Annotated in this window: 19 protein-coding genes; 15 read left to right on the top strand and 4 right to left on the bottom strand. The window is 59.2% G+C overall.

Going from position 1 to position 20097, the window contains the following annotated elements; translation table 11 throughout:
• Positions 1 to 3: 3 nt before the first annotated feature.
• Positions 4 to 606, bottom strand: a complete 603-nt coding sequence (locus E3O56_RS08635; RefSeq protein WP_003172097.1) for a peroxiredoxin — start codon at positions 604 to 606, stop codon at positions 4 to 6.
• Positions 607 to 850: 244 nt separating this feature from the next.
• Between E3O56_RS08635 and E3O56_RS08630 the strand changes: the two genes are divergently transcribed.
• Both E3O56_RS08630 and bfr read left to right on the top strand, forming a co-directional pair.
• Entirely contained in the window at positions 851 to 1069 is a 219-nt protein-coding gene (locus E3O56_RS08630; protein WP_005785268.1) for a bacterioferritin-associated ferredoxin, read from the top strand.
• A gap of 200 nt (positions 1070 to 1269) precedes the next feature.
• Positions 1270 to 1740, top strand: coding sequence for a bacterioferritin (gene bfr / locus E3O56_RS08625; protein WP_005785266.1), 471 nt, complete (start codon positions 1270 to 1272; stop codon positions 1738 to 1740).
• A gap of 61 nt (positions 1741 to 1801) precedes the next feature.
• On the opposite strand, the gene grxD is transcribed toward bfr, so the two are convergent.
• Together grxD and E3O56_RS08615 are read right to left on the bottom strand one after the other, a co-directional pair.
• Positions 1802 to 2140 carry a Grx4 family monothiol glutaredoxin gene (grxD, locus tag E3O56_RS08620; RefSeq protein WP_005785264.1) on the bottom strand — a complete coding sequence of 113 codons (339 nt, stop codon included), beginning with the start codon at positions 2138 to 2140 and terminating at the stop codon, positions 1802 to 1804.
• A gap of 86 nt (positions 2141 to 2226) precedes the next feature.
• Entirely contained in the window at positions 2227 to 4335 is a 2109-nt protein-coding gene (locus E3O56_RS08615; RefSeq protein WP_032877531.1) for a molybdopterin oxidoreductase family protein, read from the bottom strand.
• Positions 4336 to 4768: 433 nt separating this feature from the next.
• Between E3O56_RS08615 and argF the strand changes: the two genes are divergently transcribed.
• Together argF and E3O56_RS08605 are read left to right on the top strand one after the other, a co-directional pair.
• Positions 4769 to 5689: an ornithine carbamoyltransferase gene (gene argF, locus E3O56_RS08610; protein ID WP_057701405.1), complete on the top strand. Its 921-nt coding sequence runs from the start codon at positions 4769 to 4771 to the stop codon at positions 5687 to 5689.
• On the top strand, positions 5686 to 6729 hold the full coding sequence (locus E3O56_RS08605) for an ABC transporter ATP-binding protein (RefSeq protein WP_078820412.1): 1044 nt from the start codon (positions 5686 to 5688) through the stop codon (positions 6727 to 6729). The genes argF and E3O56_RS08605 overlap by 4 nt, the downstream gene beginning before the upstream one ends.
• Before the next feature lie 62 nt (positions 6730 to 6791).
• Here E3O56_RS08605 and ybaK read toward each other — a convergent pair whose 3' ends face one another.
• The gene (ybaK, locus tag E3O56_RS08600) at positions 6792 to 7262 is read right to left on the bottom strand and encodes a Cys-tRNA(Pro) deacylase (RefSeq protein WP_005785257.1); all 471 of its coding nucleotides are present in this window, start codon (positions 7260 to 7262) and stop codon (positions 6792 to 6794) included.
• 327 nt (positions 7263 to 7589) lie between these two features.
• On the opposite strand from ybaK, the gene E3O56_RS08595 reads away from it, so the two are divergent.
• From E3O56_RS08595 to E3O56_RS08545, 11 genes are all read left to right on the top strand, one after another.
• Positions 7590 to 8444, top strand: coding sequence for an MIP/aquaporin family protein (locus E3O56_RS08595; protein ID WP_032877537.1), 855 nt, complete (start codon positions 7590 to 7592; stop codon positions 8442 to 8444).
• A gap of 76 nt (positions 8445 to 8520) precedes the next feature.
• The gene (gene glpK / locus E3O56_RS08590; RefSeq protein WP_005785253.1) at positions 8521 to 10026 is read left to right on the top strand and encodes a glycerol kinase GlpK; all 1506 of its coding nucleotides are present in this window, start codon (positions 8521 to 8523) and stop codon (positions 10024 to 10026) included.
• Between the two features lie 73 nt (positions 10027 to 10099).
• Positions 10100 to 10855, top strand: coding sequence for a DeoR/GlpR family transcriptional regulator (locus tag E3O56_RS08585; protein WP_003188962.1), 756 nt, complete (start codon positions 10100 to 10102; stop codon positions 10853 to 10855).
• A gap of 276 nt (positions 10856 to 11131) precedes the next feature.
• A complete protein-coding gene (glpD, locus tag E3O56_RS08580; protein ID WP_248128098.1) occupies positions 11132 to 12670 on the top strand; it encodes a glycerol-3-phosphate dehydrogenase in 1539 nt (512 codons plus the stop codon).
• 362 nt (positions 12671 to 13032) lie between these two features.
• Positions 13033 to 13959 carry a glutamate/aspartate ABC transporter substrate-binding protein gene (locus E3O56_RS08575; protein WP_005785249.1) on the top strand — a complete coding sequence of 309 codons (927 nt, stop codon included), beginning with the start codon at positions 13033 to 13035 and terminating at the stop codon, positions 13957 to 13959.
• 193 nt (positions 13960 to 14152) lie between these two features.
• A complete protein-coding gene (locus E3O56_RS08570) occupies positions 14153 to 14899 on the top strand; it encodes an amino acid ABC transporter permease (protein ID WP_003188956.1) in 747 nt (248 codons plus the stop codon).
• A complete protein-coding gene (locus E3O56_RS08565) occupies positions 14899 to 15570 on the top strand; it encodes an ABC transporter permease subunit (protein ID WP_003188954.1) in 672 nt (223 codons plus the stop codon). The genes E3O56_RS08570 and E3O56_RS08565 overlap by 1 nt, the downstream gene beginning before the upstream one ends.
• The gene (locus E3O56_RS08560) at positions 15567 to 16301 is read left to right on the top strand and encodes an amino acid ABC transporter ATP-binding protein (RefSeq protein ID WP_003188952.1); all 735 of its coding nucleotides are present in this window, start codon (positions 15567 to 15569) and stop codon (positions 16299 to 16301) included. The genes E3O56_RS08565 and E3O56_RS08560 overlap by 4 nt, the downstream gene beginning before the upstream one ends.
• Before the next feature lie 170 nt (positions 16302 to 16471).
• Complete coding sequence (locus E3O56_RS08555; RefSeq protein ID WP_032877539.1) at positions 16472 to 18373, top strand: sensor histidine kinase; 1902 nt, start codon at positions 16472 to 16474, stop codon at positions 18371 to 18373.
• The gene (locus tag E3O56_RS08550; protein ID WP_032877540.1) at positions 18370 to 19707 is read left to right on the top strand and encodes a sigma-54 dependent transcriptional regulator; all 1338 of its coding nucleotides are present in this window, start codon (positions 18370 to 18372) and stop codon (positions 19705 to 19707) included. The genes E3O56_RS08555 and E3O56_RS08550 overlap by 4 nt, the downstream gene beginning before the upstream one ends.
• Positions 19707 to 20045, top strand: coding sequence for a GlpM family protein (locus E3O56_RS08545; RefSeq protein WP_034118321.1), 339 nt, complete (start codon positions 19707 to 19709; stop codon positions 20043 to 20045). Before E3O56_RS08550 ends, E3O56_RS08545 begins: the two co-directional genes overlap by 1 nt.
• The last annotated feature ends 52 nt before the right edge of the window (positions 20046 to 20097 follow it).

The raw sequence follows: 20097 nt of genomic DNA, 5'->3' as shown, positions 1-20097 counted from the left end.
GGCTTACAGCTTGCCGGCGTTCTCGGTCAGGTAAGCGGCAACGCCTTCTGGCGAAGCGTTCATGCCTTTGTCGCCTTTTTTCCAGTTGGCAGGGCAGACTTCACCGTGCTCTTCGTGGAATTGCAGGGCGTCAACCAGGCGGATCAGCTCTTCCATGTTACGGCCCAGCGGCAGGTCGTTGATGATCTGCGAACGCACGACGCCCTTGTCGTCGATCAGGAACGCGCCACGGAAAGCGACGCCGCCTTCAGACTCAACGTCGTAGGCCTTGGCGATGTCGTGCTTCATGTCGGCAGCCATGGTGTATTTGACTTTGCCGATGCCGCCGTCGTTGATGGCGGTGTTGCGCCAGGCGTTGTGGGTGAAATGGGAGTCGATGGACACGGCAACCACTTCTACGTTGCGCGCCTTGAAATCGTCCATGCGGTGGTCCAGGGCGATCAGCTCCGAAGGGCAGACGAAAGTGAAGTCCAGCGGGTAGAAGAATACCAGGCCGTATTTGCCTTTGATGGCTTCAGACAGTTTGAAGCTGTCTACGATTTCGCCATTGCCGAGGACGGCTGGAACGTCAAAATCCGGGGCTTGTTTACCGACGAGTACGCTCATTGGATATCTCCTGATATAGGGGGTGACGATTGAAGTAAAAGGACCGGTCGAGTCTGCCTGTGGAAGCAGACAGAAATATGACGCAATCACGCTTCGTGAAGACCGACCATCATACACCGAAAAAACCGTTCGTCAGCGCACGGGCAATTCCTCTCGGATTGCTGCTGAAACTATTTTGACAATCATTCTCGTTAACATTAAGATCCATCGCACTTAAGCCATAAACCCGCGACGGTTCTCACTTATGTATGTCTGCCTCTGCACTGGCGTCACCGACGGACAAATCCGCGAAGCGATCTACGAAGGTTGCTGCAGCTACAAAGAAGTGCGTGAAACCACGGGCGTTGCCAGCCAGTGCGGCAAATGCGCCTGCCTCGCCAAGCAAGTGGTACGGGAAACCCTGACGCAGCTGCAAACAGCCCAGGCCGCGATCCCCTACTCGACAGAATTTACACACGCCTGATAGACATGTTTTAAAGAGCCGGACCTTGTGTCCGGTTTTTTTATGCCTGTAATTCAATTAGTTAGCGCCAAGACGCGGAACACAAACATTCTTATTCCGATTAATTTTCATTTATTATTCAATAACTTAGGTTTGACACTGGGATTTTCACCGCTCAGACTCCCCCTTATACACAGCTATTACAGGGCAGGACCCCAGTCATGAAAGGCGACATCTCAGTCATCCAGCAACTCAACAAAATCCTTGCCAATGAACTGGTCGCGATCAATCAGTACTTCCTGCATGCGCGCATGTACGACGATTGGGGCCTGGAAAAGCTCGGCAAGCGTGAATACAAAGAATCGATCAAGGCCATGAAGGACGCCGACGCGCTGATCAAGCGCATCCTGTTCCTGGAAGGTCTGCCGAACGTGCAGGACCTGGGCAAGCTGAACATCGGCGAGCACACTCAGGAAATGATCGGCAGTGACCTGGGCTTTGAGCGCAAAAGCCACAGCGACATCAAGGCAGCGATTGCCCACTGTGAGACCAAAGGCGATTTCGGCAGCCGTGAGCTGCTGGAAGACATCCTGGAAGACCAGGAAGAGCATATCGACTGGCTGGAAACCCAGTTGGGCCTGATAGACAAGGTCAGCCTGGAGAACTACCTGCAATCGCAGATGGGTGAATAACCCCTACATACAAAAAAGCCCCGCTCTCGTCAGAGAAGCGGGGCTTTTTATTGCAGGTCAATCAAGCTTCAGTCTTGGCTGCCGCTTTTTCCGCTGCGTCTTTGATCAGCGCTTGCAGCGAACCATCGGCTGCCATTTCAGTGATGATATCGCTGCCGCCAACCAGCTCACCGGCTACCCACAGTTGCGGGAAAGTCGGCCAGTTAGCGTATTTAGGCAGGTTGGCGCGAATTTCCGGATTCTGCAGGATATCCACGTAGGCGAACTTCTCGCCACACGCCATGATGGCCTGGGAGGCTTTTGCGGAAAAACCGCACTGAGGAGCGTTAGGCGCGCCCTTCATGTAGAGCAGAATGGTGTTGTTGGCAATCTGGTCTTTGATCGTTTCGATGATATCCATGGAACACCTCGGCTGGAACTTTGCGACTCACAGGTCGGCACGGTGGCGCATTGTAACGCAAAATCCCAGCGCAGTGCTCGGGCACCTCACGCAGCCGCCACTTGCACCGGCACCCCATTGAGCGCCGCATTACCCGATAACTCATCCAGTTGCCGCTCGTCGGTCAAGTCATTCGCACTCGCACCCGGCTGGCCGCTTGCGATGCTCATCTGCACGCCCGGACGATCATGGCCCCAACCGTGAGGCAGGCTGACCACACCCGGCATCATGTCCGTGCTGGCCACGACTTCCACTTCGATCATGCCGATGCGCGAACTCACTCGCACTCGCTGGCCATCGCTCAACTGCCGACTGGCCAGATCGTCGGGGTGCATCAACAGTTGATGGCGCGGCTTGCCCTTCACCAGCCGGTGATAGTTATGCATCCACGAATTATTGCTGCGCACATGACGGCGACCAATCAGCAGCAGTTCGTCCACCGCAGGCACCGGTTGCGCGGCAAAACGCGACAGGTCCGCCAGGATCACCGGCGGTGCCGCCTGCACCTTGCCATCGGCGGTTTTCAGCCGCGCGCCCAGGTTTGGCTGGAGCGGGCCCAGGTCTACGCCGTGGGGGTGATCGGCCAGCATCGCCACCGACAGCTTATGTACAGACGCATCACCATAAGTGCCGGCGCGCAGCCCGAAATCGATCATTTGCGCGGGCGGCATTGTGGGTTTGAGTGACACGCCGGTCTGCGCCGCAAAGGCTTTGGCCAAGCCGACGAAAATTTCCCAATCGTGCAGCGCGCCTGCGGGTTTTGGCAGGATCGCGCGGTTGAAGCGCGTGACGTTGCGCACCGCGAACATGTTGAAGGTGGTGTCGTAGTGGTCATTTTCCAATGCCGATGTGGACGGCAGGATCAGGTCGGCATAACGCGTGGTTTCGTTGATGTAGAGATCGACACTGACCATGAACTCCAACCCATCCAGCGCCTGCTCCAGTTGACGGCCATTGGGCGTCGACAGGACCGGGTTGCCGGCCACCGTCACCAGGGCACGGATTTGCCCTTCACCTTCGGTGAGCATTTCTTCGGCCAAGGCTGACACCGGCAGTTCCCCGCCGTACTCGGGACGCCCGGACACACGGCTCTGCCAGCGATTGAAATGCCCGCCGCCAGTCGACGCCACCAGGTCCACCGCTGGTGTGGTGCACAACGCACCTCCCACCCGATCCAGGTTGCCGGTCACCAGGTTGATCAACTGCACCAGCCAATGACACAACGTGCCGAACGCCTGGGTCGAGACGCCCATGCGTCCGTAGCACACCGCTTTATCGGCGGCCGCAAAATCTCGCGCCAATTGACGGATCTGCTCGGCAGGCACTGCACATTGGCGGCTCATGGCCTCGGCGCTAAAGTTGGCGATCTCCCGGCGTACGTCGTCCAGGCCTTCAACCGGCAAATGGCTGGCGCGGGTCAGCCCTTCAGCAAACAGGGTGTTGAGCACCCCGAACAACAACGCCGCATCACCGCCGGGGCGTACGAACAAATGCTGATCGGCAATCGCCGCCGTCTCGCTGCGTCGAGGGTCGACCACCACCACTTTACCGCCCCGTGCCTGGATGGCTTTGAGGCGTTTCTCCACATCGGGCACGGTCATGATGCTGCCATTGGACGCCAGCGGGTTGCCACCCAGAATCAGCATGAAGTCGGTGTGGTCGATGTCCGGGATCGGCAGCAGCAAGCCATGGCCGTACATCAGGTGACTGGTCAGATGGTGGGGCAACTGGTCGACGGAGGTTGCAGAGAACCGGTTGCGCGTCTTCAAAAGGCCAAGAAAATAATTGCTGTGCGTCATCAGCCCATAGTTGTGCACGCTGGGGTTGCCTTGGTAAACCGCCACCGCGTTCTGGCCATGCCGGGCCTGGATACCCGCAAGGCGTTCGGCTACAAGCGCAAAGGCACTTTCCCATGAGATCGGCTGCCATTCGTTACCAACCCGCAGCATGGGCTGGTGGAGGCGGTCCGGGTCATTCTGGATATCCTGCAGCGCTACCGCCTTGGGGCAGATGTGTCCGCGGCTGAAGCTGTCCAGGGGGTCGCCCTTGATCGAGGTGATCGCCAGGCGACCGTCTTCGGCTTGAGTCGTTTCCAGGGTCAGGCCGCAGATGGCTTCGCACAGGTGGCAGGCACGGTGATGGAGAGTCTTGGTCATGGCCAGTCTCTTTATAAGGGCTTTGGCCAACTATGGCCCGCGACCGCCCAGGGCGCCAGCAACCTTCGCGCTGTGAATCGACGGGCATAGGCAAAGGCATGGCTAACCATGAGCAAATGTTTCAGAAGCCTCCCGCGCACCGACTAAAACCGACACAACCTGGCCTGGGCCCGCCCCCGCGCATTGCAAAAGGTCTCGGCGCCAGTGTACAAATGGCCCGCTGCTGTCAGGAAATCGTCTTCAAACGCGCGTCAGCGCCCTGCTTGAACACTCTTAAAAACCGTAGCCCTATTGGTAAGACGCGACATTTAATGTCAATATCGCGCCTTCCCCTATTTCGTCGCCCCGTGCGGCTTTCGCCGCAGGTCTCGCCCGTTGTCACAATAAACAAGGCTTTGAGTATCTGCGGTCTGTTGCAAAAAGGTAGTTAATGATGAGCGCAAGGCACTTTCTCTCCCTGATGGATTGCACGCCCGAAGAGCTGGTCAGCGTGATCCGTCGAGGCATTGAGCTTAAAGACCTGCGTAACCGCGGCGTACTGTTTGAGCCCTTGAAAAACCGTGTACTGGGGATGATCTTCGAGAAGTCTTCGACTCGTACACGCCTGTCTTTCGAAGCCGGCATGATCCAGCTGGGTGGCCAGGCGATCTTCCTGTCCCCGCGTGATACCCAACTGGGCCGTGGCGAGCCGATCAGCGATTGCGCCATCGTTATGTCGCGGATGCTCGATGCCGTAATGATCCGTACCTTCGCCCACAGCACCCTGACCGAATTTGCCGCCAACTCGCGCGTGCCGGTGATCAACGGGCTGTCCGACGACCTGCACCCCTGCCAGTTGCTGGCCGACATGCAAACCTTCCTCGAACACCGCGGTTCGATCCAGGGCAAGACCGTGGCCTGGATCGGTGACGGCAACAACATGTGCAACAGCTATATAGAAGCGGCGATCCAGTTCGACTTCCACCTGCGTATCGCTTGCCCTGAAGGCTACGAGCCGAGCGCCGAGTTCATGGCCAAGGCCGATGGCCGCGTGCAGTTGCTGCGTGATCCGAAGGATGCGGTGGTCGGCGCACACCTGGTCAGCACCGACGTCTGGACCTCTATGGGCCAGGAAGACGAAACGGCCAAGCGCCTGGCCCAGTTCGCACCTTTCCAGGTGACACGTGCCCTGCTCGATACCGCAGCGCCGGACGTACTGTTCATGCACTGCCTGCCTGCTCACCGAGGTGAGGAAATCAGCCTCGACCTGCTCGATGACCCACGCTCTGTCGCCTGGGACCAGGCCGAAAACCGCCTGCATGCGCAAAAAGCCTTGCTCGAGTTTCTCGTCCCACCGTCGTACCACCACGCATGAGCCAGCCATTACTGCTGAACCTGCGCAATCTGGCATGCGGCTATCAAGATCAACGGGTGGTGCAGAACCTCAACCTGCACCTCAATGCTGGCGACATCGGTTGCCTGCTTGGCTCGTCCGGTTGCGGCAAGACCACCACCTTGCGCGCCATTGCCGGCTTTGAACCGGTACACGAAGGCGAAATCAGCTTGGCGGGCGAAGTCATCTCCAGTGCAGGTTTTACCCTGGCACCGGAGAAACGGCGTATTGGCATGGTGTTCCAGGACTACGCACTGTTCCCGCATTTGAGCGTGGCAGACAACATCGTCTTTGGTATTCGCAAACATCCGCAAAAGGATCGTGTGGTCGCCGAGCTGCTGGAACTGGTCAACCTCAAGAATCTGGGCAAGCGCTTCCCTCATGAGCTTTCCGGTGGCCAGCAACAACGCGTCGCCCTCGCCCGCGCCCTGGCGCCAGAGCCGCAACTGTTGCTATTGGATGAACCCTTTTCCAACCTCGATGGCGAATTGCGCCGCAAGCTCAGCCATGAAGTGCGCGACATCCTCAAGGCACGCGGCACCAGTGCGATCCTGGTGACCCACGACCAGGAAGAAGCCTTCGCGGTCAGCGACCATGTCGGCGTGTTCAAGGAAGGTCGTCTGGAGCAATGGGACACGCCCTACAACCTTTACCACGAACCGCAGACGCCCTATGTCGCCAGCTTTATCGGGCAGGGTTACTTCATTCGAGGTCGCTTGAACTCACCGGAGTCAGTGAGCACCGAACTGGGAGACCTGCGCGGCAATCGCGCCTATACCTGGCCCACAGGTGGCGCGGTGGATGTATTGCTACGCCCGGACGACATCGTCTACGCACCGGACAGCGCATTGAAAGCCCGGATCGTCGGCAAGACGTTCCAGGGCGCCTCGACCTTGTACCGGTTGCAACTGCCAACGGGCGCTCAGCTGGAATCGATTTTCCCCAGCCATGTTGATCAACAGGTGGGGACGGACGTGGGGATTCGAGTGGCGGCCGAGCATCTGGTGCTGTTCCAGGCGTAAGCGGTTATACATGTGGGAGTGGGCAAGCCCCCTCCCCCATTAGATCTCCACACGGCTGATCATCAGGCCCGGCCGATGGCCGCGAATTTGGCTTGGGTATGTTCAGCCAGCACCGCGGCGGGCAATTCCACCTCCAGCCCTCGCCTCCCGGCACTGACAAAAATCGTTGCAAAGGGTTGCGCAGTTTCGTCGATAAACGTGCGCAAGCGCTTCTTCTGCCCCAGCGGGCTGATACCGCCCAACAGATAGCCAGTAGACCGCTGCGCTGCCGCCGGGTCTGCCATTTCGACCTTTTTTACGCCAGCCGCATGGGCAAGCGCCTTCAAGTCCAAACTTCCGACGACCGGCACCACCGCCACCAACAATTCGCCCTTCTCGCTGCTCGCCAATAACGTCTTGAACACCTGCGCCGGGTCGAGGCCCAATTTCTCCGCAGCTTCCAGACCATACGACGCCGCCTTGGGGTCATGTTCATAACTGTGAATGCGATGTTCGGCGCGAACTTTTTTCAACAAATCCAGTGCGGGCGTCATGGCGTCTCCGGCAGTGAAAACAGGTGCCCAATTCTAGGCCAAGCGCCGGCAAAACGCTCTAGTCCAAGCACTGCTGGGGCACAAGCTCGGTATAAAGGGCGTGATCATTCACCAGACCAATAGTTCGAAAGTGACCAATGGTTCACTTTCGACCTTTGACAGCGGTCATTCTTGTCTATATTTTTTCGTTTCCGAATACTGTAGGAATAGTCCATCAGTGCTCCAGCAGTAAGCCGCGGCTAAGGATGGGGATCCTCGTCACGGTGAAAATCGCGCAACCGCCCGTTGAGGCAGTGCGCCAGACAAGAACAACAACTGAGGTTTTCCATGACAACTGCTCTTCAACAGCCTTCACTTTCGAGCCAATGCATGGCCGAGTTCCTGGGCACTGCGCTGCTGATCTTCTTCGGTACCGGTTGCGTCGCTGCGCTCAAGGTCGCGGGTGCGAGCTTTGGGTTATGGGAAATCAGCATCATCTGGGGGATCGGTGTCAGCATGGCGATCTACCTGAGTGCCGGTATATCCGGGGCTCACCTCAACCCGGCGGTAAGTATCGCCCTGTGCCTTTTTGCCGACTTCGAAAAACGCAAACTGCCCTTCTATATTCTCGCCCAGGTCGCCGGCGCATTCTGCTCCGCCGCACTGGTGTACACGCTCTACAGCAATCTTTTTTTCGATTACGAACAAACCCACCAGATGGTCCGTGGCTCCCAGGCCAGCCTGGAACTGGCGTCGGTGTTCTCCACCTACCCCCATGCATTGCTGAGCACGGCCCAGGCATTCCTGGTGGAAATGGTCATCACCGCAATATTGATGGGCGTGATCATGGCCCTCACCGACGACAACAACGGCCTGCCTCGCGGCCCACTGGCCCCGCTGCTGATCGGTTTATTGATCGCCGTGATTGGTAGCGCCATGGGCCCGCTGACCGGCTTTGCGATGAACCCGGCACGGGACTTCGGGCCCAAGCTGATGACCTTTTTCGCCGGTTGGGGTGAAATGGCCTTTACTGGCGGTCGCGATATTCCTTACTTCCTGGTACCGATATTCGCCCCGATTGTCGGTGCTTGCCTCGGTGCTGCCGCCTATCGCGGGCTGATCGCTCGCCACCTGCCGAGCGCAGCACCTGCTATAGCTGAAACACCTGACACGGCTGTCGACGGCAAGACTCGTATTTCCTGAAAGCGCCAGCCTGGTCCCCTGCCCTTCACGGCCCAGGCTGATTTCTGACTTCCTTATTTCGTTCAAGGCAATTGACATGACCGACCTTCAGAATAAGAACTACATCATTGCCCTCGATCAGGGCACCACCAGTTCGCGGGCGATCATCTTCGATCGCGACGCCAACGTGGTGTGCACCGCGCAACGTGAATTCGTCCAACACTACCCGCAGGCCGGCTGGGTTGAGCATGACCCGATGGAAATCTTCGCCACCCAAAGCGCGGTGATGGTAGAGGCGCTGGCCCAGGCCGGTTTGCACCATGATCAGGTTGCCGCCATCGGTATCACCAACCAGCGTGAAACCACCGTGGTCTGGGATAAAATCACCGGTCGCCCGATCTACAACGCCATCGTCTGGCAGTGCCGACGCAGCACCGAAATTTGCCAGCAACTCAAGCGAGACGGCCATGAGCAGTACATCAGCGACACTACCGGTCTGGTTACCGACCCGTACTTCTCCGGCACCAAGCTCAAGTGGATCCTCGACAACGTCGAAGGCAGCCGCGAACGTGCGCGCAATGGCGAGCTGTTGTTCGGCACCGTCGACAGTTGGCTGATCTGGAAATTTACCGGCGGCAAGACCCACGTCACCGACTACACCAACGCGTCGCGCACCATGCTCTTTAACATCCACACGCTGGAGTGGGATGCGAAGATGCTGGAGATTCTCGACATCCCGCGGGAAATGCTCCCCGAAGTGAAGTCGTCCTCCGAAATCTACGGCCGCACCAAAAGTGGCATCGCCATTGGCGGTATTGCCGGTGACCAACAGGCCGCGCTGTTCGGCCAGATGTGCGTCGAAGCCGGCCAGGCCAAGAACACCTATGGCACCGGTTGCTTCCTGCTGATGAACACCGGCGACAAGGCGGTGAAATCCAAGCACGGCATGCTCACCACCATCGCCTGCGGCCCCCGCGGTGAAGTGGCTTACGCTCTGGAAGGCGCGGTATTCAATGGTGGTTCCACTGTGCAATGGCTGCGTGACGAACTGAAAATCATCAACGACGCCCACGACACCGAATACTTCGCCGGCAAGGTCAAGGACAGCAACGGCGTGTATCTGGTACCCGCCTTTACCGGTCTGGGCGCACCGTACTGGGACCCGTATGCCCGTGGCGCGCTGTTCGGCCTGACACGAGGCGTACGCGTAGACCACATCATTCGTGCGGCGCTGGAGTCGATTGCCTACCAGACCCGCGATGTACTCGATGCCATGCAGCAGGACTCTGGCGAACGCCTCAAGGCCCTGCGCGTGGACGGTGGTGCGGTCGCCAACAACTTCCTGATGCAATTTCAGGCCGACATCCTCGGCACTCAGGTCGAACGCCCACAAATGCGCGAGACCACTGCCCTCGGCGCCGCCTACCTGGCGGGCCTGGCGTGTGGCTTCTGGGGCAGCCTGGAGGAGTTGCGTGGCAAGGCGGTGATCGAGCGCGAGTTCGAACCACAGCTGGATGAAGCGGCCAAAGAGAAACTCTACGCCGGCTGGCAAAAAGCGGTGAGCCGCACCCGTGACTGGGAACCGCACGAAGGCGCTGAATAAGGTTGTAACTGGCAGGGAGCGGATTCCTGCGTCATCATGGGCCACTTTTGTATGGCAGCCCAAAGGACGCCCCATGAATCTGCCTCCACGCCAACAACAAATCCTCGAACTGGTCCGCGAACGCGGCTACGTCAGTATCGAGGAAATGGCGCAGCTATTCGTTGTCACCCCGCAAACCATCCGCCGCGATATCAACCAACTGGCGGACGCCAATCTGCTGCGCCGCTACCACGGCGGCGCGGCCTATGACTCCAGTGTCGAGAACACCGCGTACGCCATGCGGGCCGATCAGATGCGTGACGAGAAGCAACGCATCGGCGAAGCCATCGCCGCTCAGATTCCCGATCATGCCTCGCTGTTCATCAACATCGGCACCACCACCGAATCCATCGCTCGTGCGCTGCTCAATCACAGCCACCTGAAAATCATCACCAATAACCTCAACGTCGCCACCATGCTCAGTGCCAAGGACGACTTCGATGTGTTGCTGACCGGCGGCAACGTGCGCCGCGATGGCGGCGTGGTGGGCCAGGCCAGTGTCGATTTCATCAATCAGTTCAAGGTCGACTTTGCCCTGGTCGGTATTAGCGGGATCGACGAGGACGGCAGCCTGCTGGACTTCGATTACCAGGAGGTGCGGGTTTCCCAGGCCATCATTGCCAATGCGCGGCAGGTGATCCTGGCGGCGGACTCCAGCAAATTCGGGCGCAATGCCATGATTCGCCTGGGGCCGATCAGCCTTGTGGATTGCCTGGTGACTGATCAACAGCCAGTGCCCGCATTGGTGCAAGTGTTGAATGAGCATAAGGTGCGGCTCGAGGTCGTGTAGCGCCTGCACTGCCGCCATCGGGAGCAAGCCCCCTCCCACATTTTGAGCTGTGAACACATACCAAAGTGGGAGGGGGCTTGCTCCCGATGGCGATCTATCCAGCACTCAACCTCTTGAGTCTTCCCCCGACTCATGTTCACAAATTTTCCTTTTCCTGCCCTTCGATGAGTTTTTTCAATCGAAGTCAGCTGGCTGTGCCCGCATTTATCAGCTACCATTTTCGCAAATGAACATTAATGTTCGAATTCCAAGACGAAAAGATCGCGAGGCTAGCCGATGAACCCTTCCACCTTGCCTGCTCCACCGCTTGCCGAAGTCTATGACGTTGCCGTGATTGGCGGCGGGATCAACGGCGTCGGCATTGCAGCAGACGCAGCCGGGCGCGGTTTGTCGGTATTCCTTTGCGAAAAGGATGACTTGGCCAGCCACACGTCTTCGGCCAGCAGCAAGCTGATCCACGGTGGCCTGCGTTATCTGGAACATTACGAATTCCGCCTGGTGCGGGAAGCCCTCGCCGAGCGTGAAGTACTGCTGGCCAAGGCCCCGCACATCGTCAAGCAAATGCGCTTCGTACTGCCACACCGCCCGCACCTGCGCCCGGCGTGGATGATTCGTGCCGGTCTGTTCCTTTATGACCACTTGGGCAAGCGCGAAAAGCTGGCAGGTTCCAAAAGCCTCAAGTTCGGCGCCGACAGCCCGCTCAAAAGCGAAATCACCAAGGGCTTTGAATACTCCGACTGCTGGGTCGACGACGCCCGCCTGGTGGTACTCAACGCCATGGCTGCCCGCGAAAAAGGCGCGCACATCCACACGCAGACCCGTTGCGTCAGCGCCAAGCGCAACAACGGCATGTGGGAAATGAACATGGAACGTGCCGACGGCAGCCTGTTCTCGATCCGCGCACGCGCGCTGGTGAATGCCGCCGGCCCGTGGGTAGCCAAATTCATCAGGGACGACCTGAAGCTGGATTCGCCTTACGGCATCCGCTTGATCCAGGGCAGCCACCTGATCGTGCCAAGACTGTACGAGGGCGCCCACGCGCATATCCTGCAGAACGAAGACCAACGCATCGTCTTCACCATTCCGTACCTGAACCACCTGACCATCATCGGCACCACCGACCGCGAATACACGGGCGACCCGGCTAAAGTAGCGATTACCGAAGGTGAAACCGACTACATGCTCAAAGTGGTCAACGCGCACTTCAAGAAGCAGCTGAGCCGCGAGGATATCGTCCACACGTATTCCGGCGTGCGCCCACTGTGCAATGACGAGTCGGACAACCCATCGGCCATTACGCGTGACTACACCCTGTCGCTGTCCGGCGGCTCCGGCGAAGCGCCGATCCTGTCGGTATTCGGCGGCAAGCTGACCACCTATCGCAAGCTGGCCGAATCGGCCATGGCCCAACTGGCGCCGTACTTTACCCAGATGCGCCCAAGCTGGACCGCCACCGCCAGCCTGCCCGGCGGCGAAAACATGAGCACGCCTGAAGCGCTGGCCGAAGCCATCCGCAACAAGTTCGACTGGGTGCCGAGCGAGATCGCCCGTCGCTGGTCCACCACTTATGGCAGCCGCACCTGGCGCCTATTGGAAGGCGTGCAATCGCTGGCCGACCTCGGTGACCACCTGGGTGGCGGCCTGTATACCCGCGAAGTCGACTACCTGTGCGCCGAAGAGTGGGTGACCCAACCGCAGGACGTGCTGTGGCGCCGTACCAAGCTTGGCCTGTTCACCACACCTCAGGAGCAGGAAAACCTGCAGCGTTACCTGTCCAAGGTCGAGCAGAGCCGCAGCAAGATCGAAGCGGCCTGACCGCCCAATTGTAGGAGCGAGCTTGCTCGCGAAAAACCTGAGAGCGCCGCGTTTATTCAGCATAAACGCGGCGTTTTTGCGTTTTTCGCGAGCAAGCTCGCCCCTACGGACTATTCGGTTTTCCGAACACACCCCTCCACCCTATTCGGTTTGCCGGACCTCCGCCTGAAAATATCGCCGAAACAAAAAGTTAATCTCCATATAAATCATGTAGTTACCCTTTTATTTTCGGTATGGCACGACTCATGCTCTACACTCTCTGACGATTACCTGAGGCGCCTTAGGAGCCGTCACGGGCATTCGCTATACAAGAGAGCCGTTCACCTGGCTTCATAAAAAAAACAAATGTCGAGGAAGTATTGATGCGTATCGTTCCCCATATCCTGGGCGCAGCTATCGCTGCTGCTCTGATCAGCACTCCAGTTTTCGCCGCAGAACTCACCGGCACGCTGAAGAAAATCAACGACTCCGGCACCATCACTCTCGCTCACCGCGACAGCTCTATTCCGTTTTCCTACATTGCGGATGGTTCGGGCAAACCCGTGGGCTACTCCCACGACATTCAGTTGGCCGTCGTTGAACAACTGAAAAAAGACCTGAACAAACCCGACCTGAAAGCCAAATACAACCTGGTGACCTCGCAAACCCGTATCCCGTTGATCCAGAACGGCACCGCGGATCTGGAGTGCGGCTCCACCACCAACAACGCCGAACGCGCCCAGCAAGTCGACTTCACCGTCAACATCTTCGAAATCGGCACCCGCCTGCTGGTCAAGAAAGACAAGGAAGGCAAGCCGTCCTACGCTGACTTTGCCGACCTCAAAGGCAAGAACGTCGTGACCACCGCCGGCACCACGTCCGAGCGCATCATCAAGGCGATGAACGCCGACAAGCAGATGGGCATGAACGTTATCTCCGCCAAAGACCACGGCGAATCCTTCCAGATGCTCGAAAGCGGCCGTGCCGTTGCGTTCATGATGGACGACGCGCTGCTGGCCGGTGAAGAAGCCAAGGCCAAGAAGCCGGATGACTGGGTTATCACCGGCACTCCGCAGTCCTTCGAAGCCTATGCTTGCATGGTTCGCAAAGGCGACCCGGACTTCAAGAAAGCCGTGGATGACGCCATTGTCGCCCTGTACAAGTCCGGCGAGATCAACAAGATCTACGCCAAATGGTTCGAAAGCCCAATCCCACCGAAGGGCCTGAACCTGAACTTCCCGATGAGCGACAAGGTCAAGGAGCTGATCGCCAACCCAAGCGACAAACCAGCGCCAGAAGTAAAAATCTGATACCTGACTAAGCTTATCTCCTGAGGGAGCCAACCCTCCCTCAGGCGTCTGTAATTACCTGCTAGCTTCAACTTGGAACACTCGACCTGGCGGTTTTCGAGCCGATCGCGTGTGCCTGGCATTCATTGTCGGGCGGAAAAGGATCTTCCCAAGCGGGTGCTTGTACATCGATCGATCTCGAGGGGAGACCCTAATGAATTACAACTGGGACTGGGGCGTGTTCTTCAAGTCCACCGGCGTGGGCAGCGAGACTTATCTCGACTGGTACCTCTCCGGGCTGGGCTGGACCATCGCCATCGCCATCGTGGCATGGATTATCGCCTTGCTGCTGGGCTCCATTCTGGGGGTCATGCGCACGGTGCCAAACCGCCTCGTGTCGGGCATTGCGACCTGCTACGTAGAACTGTTTCGTAACGTGCCGCTGCTGGTTCAGCTGTTCATCTGGTACTTCCTGGTACCGGACATGCTGCCGCAAAACCTGCAGGACTGGTACAAACAAGACCTGAACCCGACCACCTCGGCCTACCTGAGCGTTGTGGTGTGCCTGGGCCTGTTCACCGCCGCCCGTGTGTGTGAGCAAGTACGTACAGGCATCCAGGCGCTGCCACGTGGCCAGGAATCCGCCGCGCGCGCCATGGGCTTCAAGCTGCCGCAGATCTACTGGAACGTGCTGCTGCCCCAGGCGTATCGCATCATCATTCCACCGCTTACCTCCGAATTCCTCAACGTGTTCAAGAACTCCTCCGTGGCGTCCTTGATCGGCTTGATGGAACTGCTGGCGCAAACCAAACAGACCGCCGAGTTTTCGGCCAACCTGTTTGAAGCCTTCACCCTGGCCACGCTGATCTACTTCACCCTGAACATGAGCCTGATGCTGCTGATGCGCGTAGTGGAGAAGAAAGTCGCAGTGCCCGGCCTGATCTCCGTGGGGGGTAAATAATGGACTTCGATTTCAGCGGCATCATCCCCGCCATCCCGGGCCTGTGGAACGGCATGGTCATGACCTTGAAGCTGATGGTCATGGGCGTGGTTGGCGGCATCATCATCGGGACCATCCTGGCCCTGATGCGCTTGTCGTCCAATAAACTGCTGTCGCGTGTGGCCGGCGCCTATGTGAACTACTTCCGCTCGATCCCGCTGCTGCTGGTGATCACCTGGTTCTACCTGGCGGTGCCGTTCGTACTGCGCTGGATCACCGGCGAAGACACGCCGATCGGTGCGTTCACTTCCTGCGTCGTGGCGTTCATGATGTTCGAGGCTGCGTACTTCTGCGAAATCGTGCGGGCCGGCGTGCAGTCGATCCCCAAGGGCCAGATGGCAGCGGCACAAGCGATGGGCATGACCTACGGCCAGACCATGCGCCTGATCATCCTGCCCCAGGCGTTCCGCAAGATGACGCCGTTGCTGCTGCAACAGTCGATCATCCTGTTCCAGGACACCTCCCTGGTCTACACCGTGGGCCTGGTGGACTTCCTCAACTCCGCCCGCTCCAACGGCGACATCATCGGCCGCTCCAATGAGTTCCTGATCTTTGCCGGTGTCGTCTACTTCATCATCAGCTTTTCCGCCTCGCTGCTGGTCAAGCGTCTGCAAAAAAGGTTTGCCGTATGATCTCTATCAAGAACATCAACAAGTGGTATGGCGACTTCCAGGTGCTGACCGATTGCAGCACCGAGGTTAAAAAAGGCGAAGTGATCGTGGTGTGCGGGCCCTCCGGCTCGGGCAAGTCCACCCTGATCAAGTGCGTCAACGCGCTGGAACCGTTCCAGAAGGGCGACATTGTGGTCGATGGCACCTCCATCGCCGACCCGAAGACCAACCTGCCAAAACTGCGTTCACGCGTTGGCATGGTGTTCCAGCACTTCGAGCTGTTCCCGCACCTGACTATCACTGAAAACCTGACCATCGCGCAGATCAAGGTGCTGGGCCGCAGCAAGGAAGAAGCCACCAAGAAGGGCCTGCAACTGCTCGACCGCGTGGGCTTGTCGGCACACGCCCACAAGCACCCTGGCCAGCTCTCCGGCGGCCAGCAGCAACGTGTGGCGATTGCCCGCGCCCTGGCCATGGACCCGATCGTCATGCTGTTCGACGAGCCGACCTCGGCGCTGGACCCGGAAATGGTCAACGAAGTGCTCGACGTGATGGTGCAACTGGCCCATGAAGGCATGACCATGATGTGCGTGACCCACGAAATGGGCTTCGCCCGCAAAGTGGCCGACCGCGTGATCTTCATGGACGCCGGCAAGATCATCGAAGACTGCCCGAAAGAAGAGTTCTTCGGCGACATCAGCGCACGCTCCGAACGTGCGCAGCACTTCCTTGAGAAAATCCTGCAGCACTAAGTACTAAACAGCTCCCACTGTAGGAATATGGCCAATGTGGGAGGGGGCTTGCCCCCGATAGCGGTGGATCAGTGACAGATGTATCGACTGACACACTGCTATCGGGGGCAAGCCCCCTCCCACACTGGATCGCACAGGCTGGCAGCTCTGGTTGACCCAAGGCATCTGTGATGAAATGCGACCCCAATCAATATCGCGCCGCGCCGCCATCACTTGCCGTGAAGCCTCGTCTGATACGCCAACTGTTCCTTCCGCCGTTGATCATCGCCCTGATGATCGGCCTGGGTTATATCGGCTTTTGGGTCAGCGAGTACTATGGCATCCGCACCCTCAGCGACAACGGCGAACGCCAGTTGGAGTTGCACGCCCGCACCGTCGAAAGTGAACTGAGCAAATACACCTATCTGCCCAGCCTGCTGGAGTTGGAGTCCAGCGTGTCGCAATTGCTGGCCGAGCCGAACCAGGAAACCCGCAAAACGGTCAACGACTACCTTGAGGGCCTGAATCGTCGCAGTCGCAGCCGAGCCATCTATGTGATGGACACCACCGGCCGCGTGCTGGCCACCAGTAACTGGCGCGATGCCGACAGTTACCAGGGTGAGGACCTGTCTTTTCGCGCCTATTTCCAGAATGCCGTACGCGGCCAGCCCGGCCGTTTCTACGGTATCGGCAGCACCAACGGCGAACCCGGCTATTACCTGGCCCATGGCCTGGAAGAGCACGGCAAGATCATCGGCGTCGCCGTGGTCAAGGTGCGCCTCGAAGCCCTCGAAGAACGCTGGCAGCGCGCCCGTCTCGAGGCGTTCGTGAGCGACGAGAATGGCATCATCATTCTGTCCAGTGACCCGGCGCGCCGCCTCAAGGCTGTACGCCCGCTGAGCGATGACACCAAGGATCGCCTGGCCCACAGCCTGCAATATTACTGGGCGACGCTCAATGAACTGCAACCCCTGGCCCGCGAGCGCCTGAACGAAGGCACCGAGAAACTGACCTTCCCGGCCAATTCGGAAGTGGTCAACGACCAGCACGCCGTCAGCTACCTGGCGCAAACCCGACCGCTCAACGACACGCCGTGGAATTTCACCCTGCTCACCCCGCTCAATGATCTGCGCCGTGCCGCGATCAATCAGGGCATCCTGGTGGCAGTTGCCTTCGGCCTTGTCGCCTTCCTGCTGATTGCCTGGAACGAGCGACGCAAGGTCATCGCCACCCGCCTCGCCGCTCGGGAAGCCCTGCAGGAAGCCAACAGCCAACTGGAGCGGCGGATCGCCGAACGCACCGCCGACCTGCGCGCCAGTAACGAACGGCTCAAGGGCCAGATCCGCGAACGGCGCCAGGCCGAAGAGACCCTGCGCCGCGCCCAGGACGAACTGGTGCAGGCCGGCAAACTCGCCGCCATCGGCCAGATGTCCACCAGCATCGCCCACGAGTTGAACCAGCCGCTGGCCGCGCTGCGCACCCTGTCCGGCAATACCGTGCGCTTCCTTGAGCGCGGCGCCCTGGACACCGCCAGCACCAACCTCAAGACCATCAACGAACTGATCGACCGCATGGGCCGTATCACCGCCAGCCTGCGCTCGTTCGCCCGGCGCGGCGATGACCAGGGCGAAGCCAGCCTGGGCAAGGCCGTGGACGCTGCGTTCCAGGTGCTGGGCGCACGCCTGGACGGTTTGCCACTGACCTTGCACCGCGACTTCGCACCCGCCCAGTTGCAGATCGACCAGACACGCCTGGAACAGATTCTGGTCAACCTGATCGGTAATGCTCTGGACGCGATGCAGACGCAACCGGCGCCGCAATTGTGGTTGGAGGGCCAGAGTACCGAGGGCAAATACCGCCTGCTGGTACGCGACAATGGTCACGGCATCGCCCCTGAGGCACGCAAGCATTTGTTCGAACCCTTCTTCACCACCAAGCCCGGCGAACAAGGCCTGGGCCTGGGCCTGACCCTGTCCGCGAGCCTCGCAGCCGCGACCGGTGGCAGCCTGGCCGTGGAACACCCGGCCGGTGGTGGTACTGCCTTTGTCCTTAACCTGCCGCTGGCGGGCGCTAAAAAAGTTGAGTCGACATGAATACTGATCCCCAAGAACTGACCGTGCTGATCGTCGAAGATGATCCCCACGTGCTGCTCGGTTGCCAACAGGCCCTGGCGCTGGAAGACATCCACAGCGTCGGCGTGGGCAGCGCCGAAGAAGCGCTCAAACGTATCGGCGAAAACTTTGCCGGCATCGTCATCAGCGATATTCGCCTGCCGGGCATCGATGGTCTGGAGCTGCTGACCCGCCTCAAGGCGTTGGATAAAAGCCTGCCGGTGGTCCTGATTACCGGGCATGGCGATATTTCCATGGCCGTCGGCGCCATGCGCAACGGCGCCTACGATTTCATGGAAAAACCCTTCTCTCCCGAGCGCCTGGTCGATGTTGCCCGTCGCGCCCTGGAGCAGCGTGGGCTGGCGCGAGAGGTCTGGTCACTGCGCCGCCAGTTGGCCGAGCGTGATTCGCTGGAAGGCCGCATCATTGGCCGCTCGCCAGCGATGCAGAACCTGCGCGAGCTGATCGCCAACGTCGCCGACACGTCGGCCAACGTGCTGATCGAAGGTGAGACTGGCACTGGCAAGGAGCTGGTTGCCCGTTGCCTGCATGATTTCAGCCGACGCCACTCCCATCAGTTCGTCGCCTTGAACTGCGGGGGCCTGCCGGAAAACCTGTTCGAAAGCGAAATTTTCGGCCACGAGGCCAATGCCTTCACCGGCGCCGGCAAACGCCGCATCGGCAAGATCGAACACGCCCACCAAGGCACGCTGTTCCTCGATGAAGTGGAAAGTATGCCGATCAACCTGCAGATCAAACTGCTGCGGGTGCTGCAGGAACGCACCCTGGAGCGCCTGGGTTCGAACCAGAGCGTGGCAGTGGATTGCCGGGTAATCGCTGCCACCAAGTCCGACCTCGACGAACTGAGCCGCGCCAACCAGTTCCGCAGCGACCTGTACTACCGCCTCAACGTGGTCACCCTGGAACTGCCGCCTTTGCGCGAGCGGCGCGAAGACATCCTGCAACTGTTCGAACACTTCCTGCAGCAATCGTCGCTGCGCTTCGACCGGGCGGTGCCGGAGCTGGACAACCAGACCTTGTCGAGCCTGATGAGCCACGACTGGCCGGGCAACGTGCGTGAACTGCGCAACGTCGCCGAACGTTTTGCCCTGGGGCTGCCCGCCTTCAAGAAAAGCGGCGCCAGCAGCGGCAACCATGGCCTGGCCTTTACCGAAGCGGTAGAAGCCTTTGAGCGCAACCTGCTGGTGGACGCCCTGCAGCGTAGCGGCGGCAACCTGACCCAGGCCAGCCAGGAATTGGGCATGGCCAAGACCACGCTGTTCGACAAGGTCAAGAAATACGGGTTGAGCCACTGATGGATCTGTTCTTGAAGGCCGCACTTGGCGCGGCGGTGGTGCTGATCCTGGCGGCACTGGCCAAGACCAAAAACTATTACATCGCAGGCTTGGTGCCACTGTTTCCGACCTTCGCGCTGATCGCCCACTACATCGTCGGCAAAGGGCGTTCGGTGGAGGATTTGAAGACCACCATCGTGTTCGGGATGTGGTCGATCATTCCGTACTTTGTGTACCTGGCAACCTTGTATGTGATGGTCGATCGGATGCGGCTGGAAGCGTCCCTGGCAGTGGCCGCCGTGGCCTGGTTGATGGCCGCCTCGATCCTTGTCAGCATCTGGGTTCGCCTCCACTCCTGACTCAACTCGGTAAGAAATGTGGGAGGGGGCTTGCTCCCGATAGCGGTGGATC

This window comes from Pseudomonas sp. W2Aug9 (genome assembly GCF_023127755.1).
Classification (GTDB): Bacteria; Pseudomonadota; Gammaproteobacteria; order Pseudomonadales; family Pseudomonadaceae; genus Aquipseudomonas; species Aquipseudomonas synxantha_A.
This window is presented reverse-complemented; position numbering and strand designations above follow the sequence as displayed.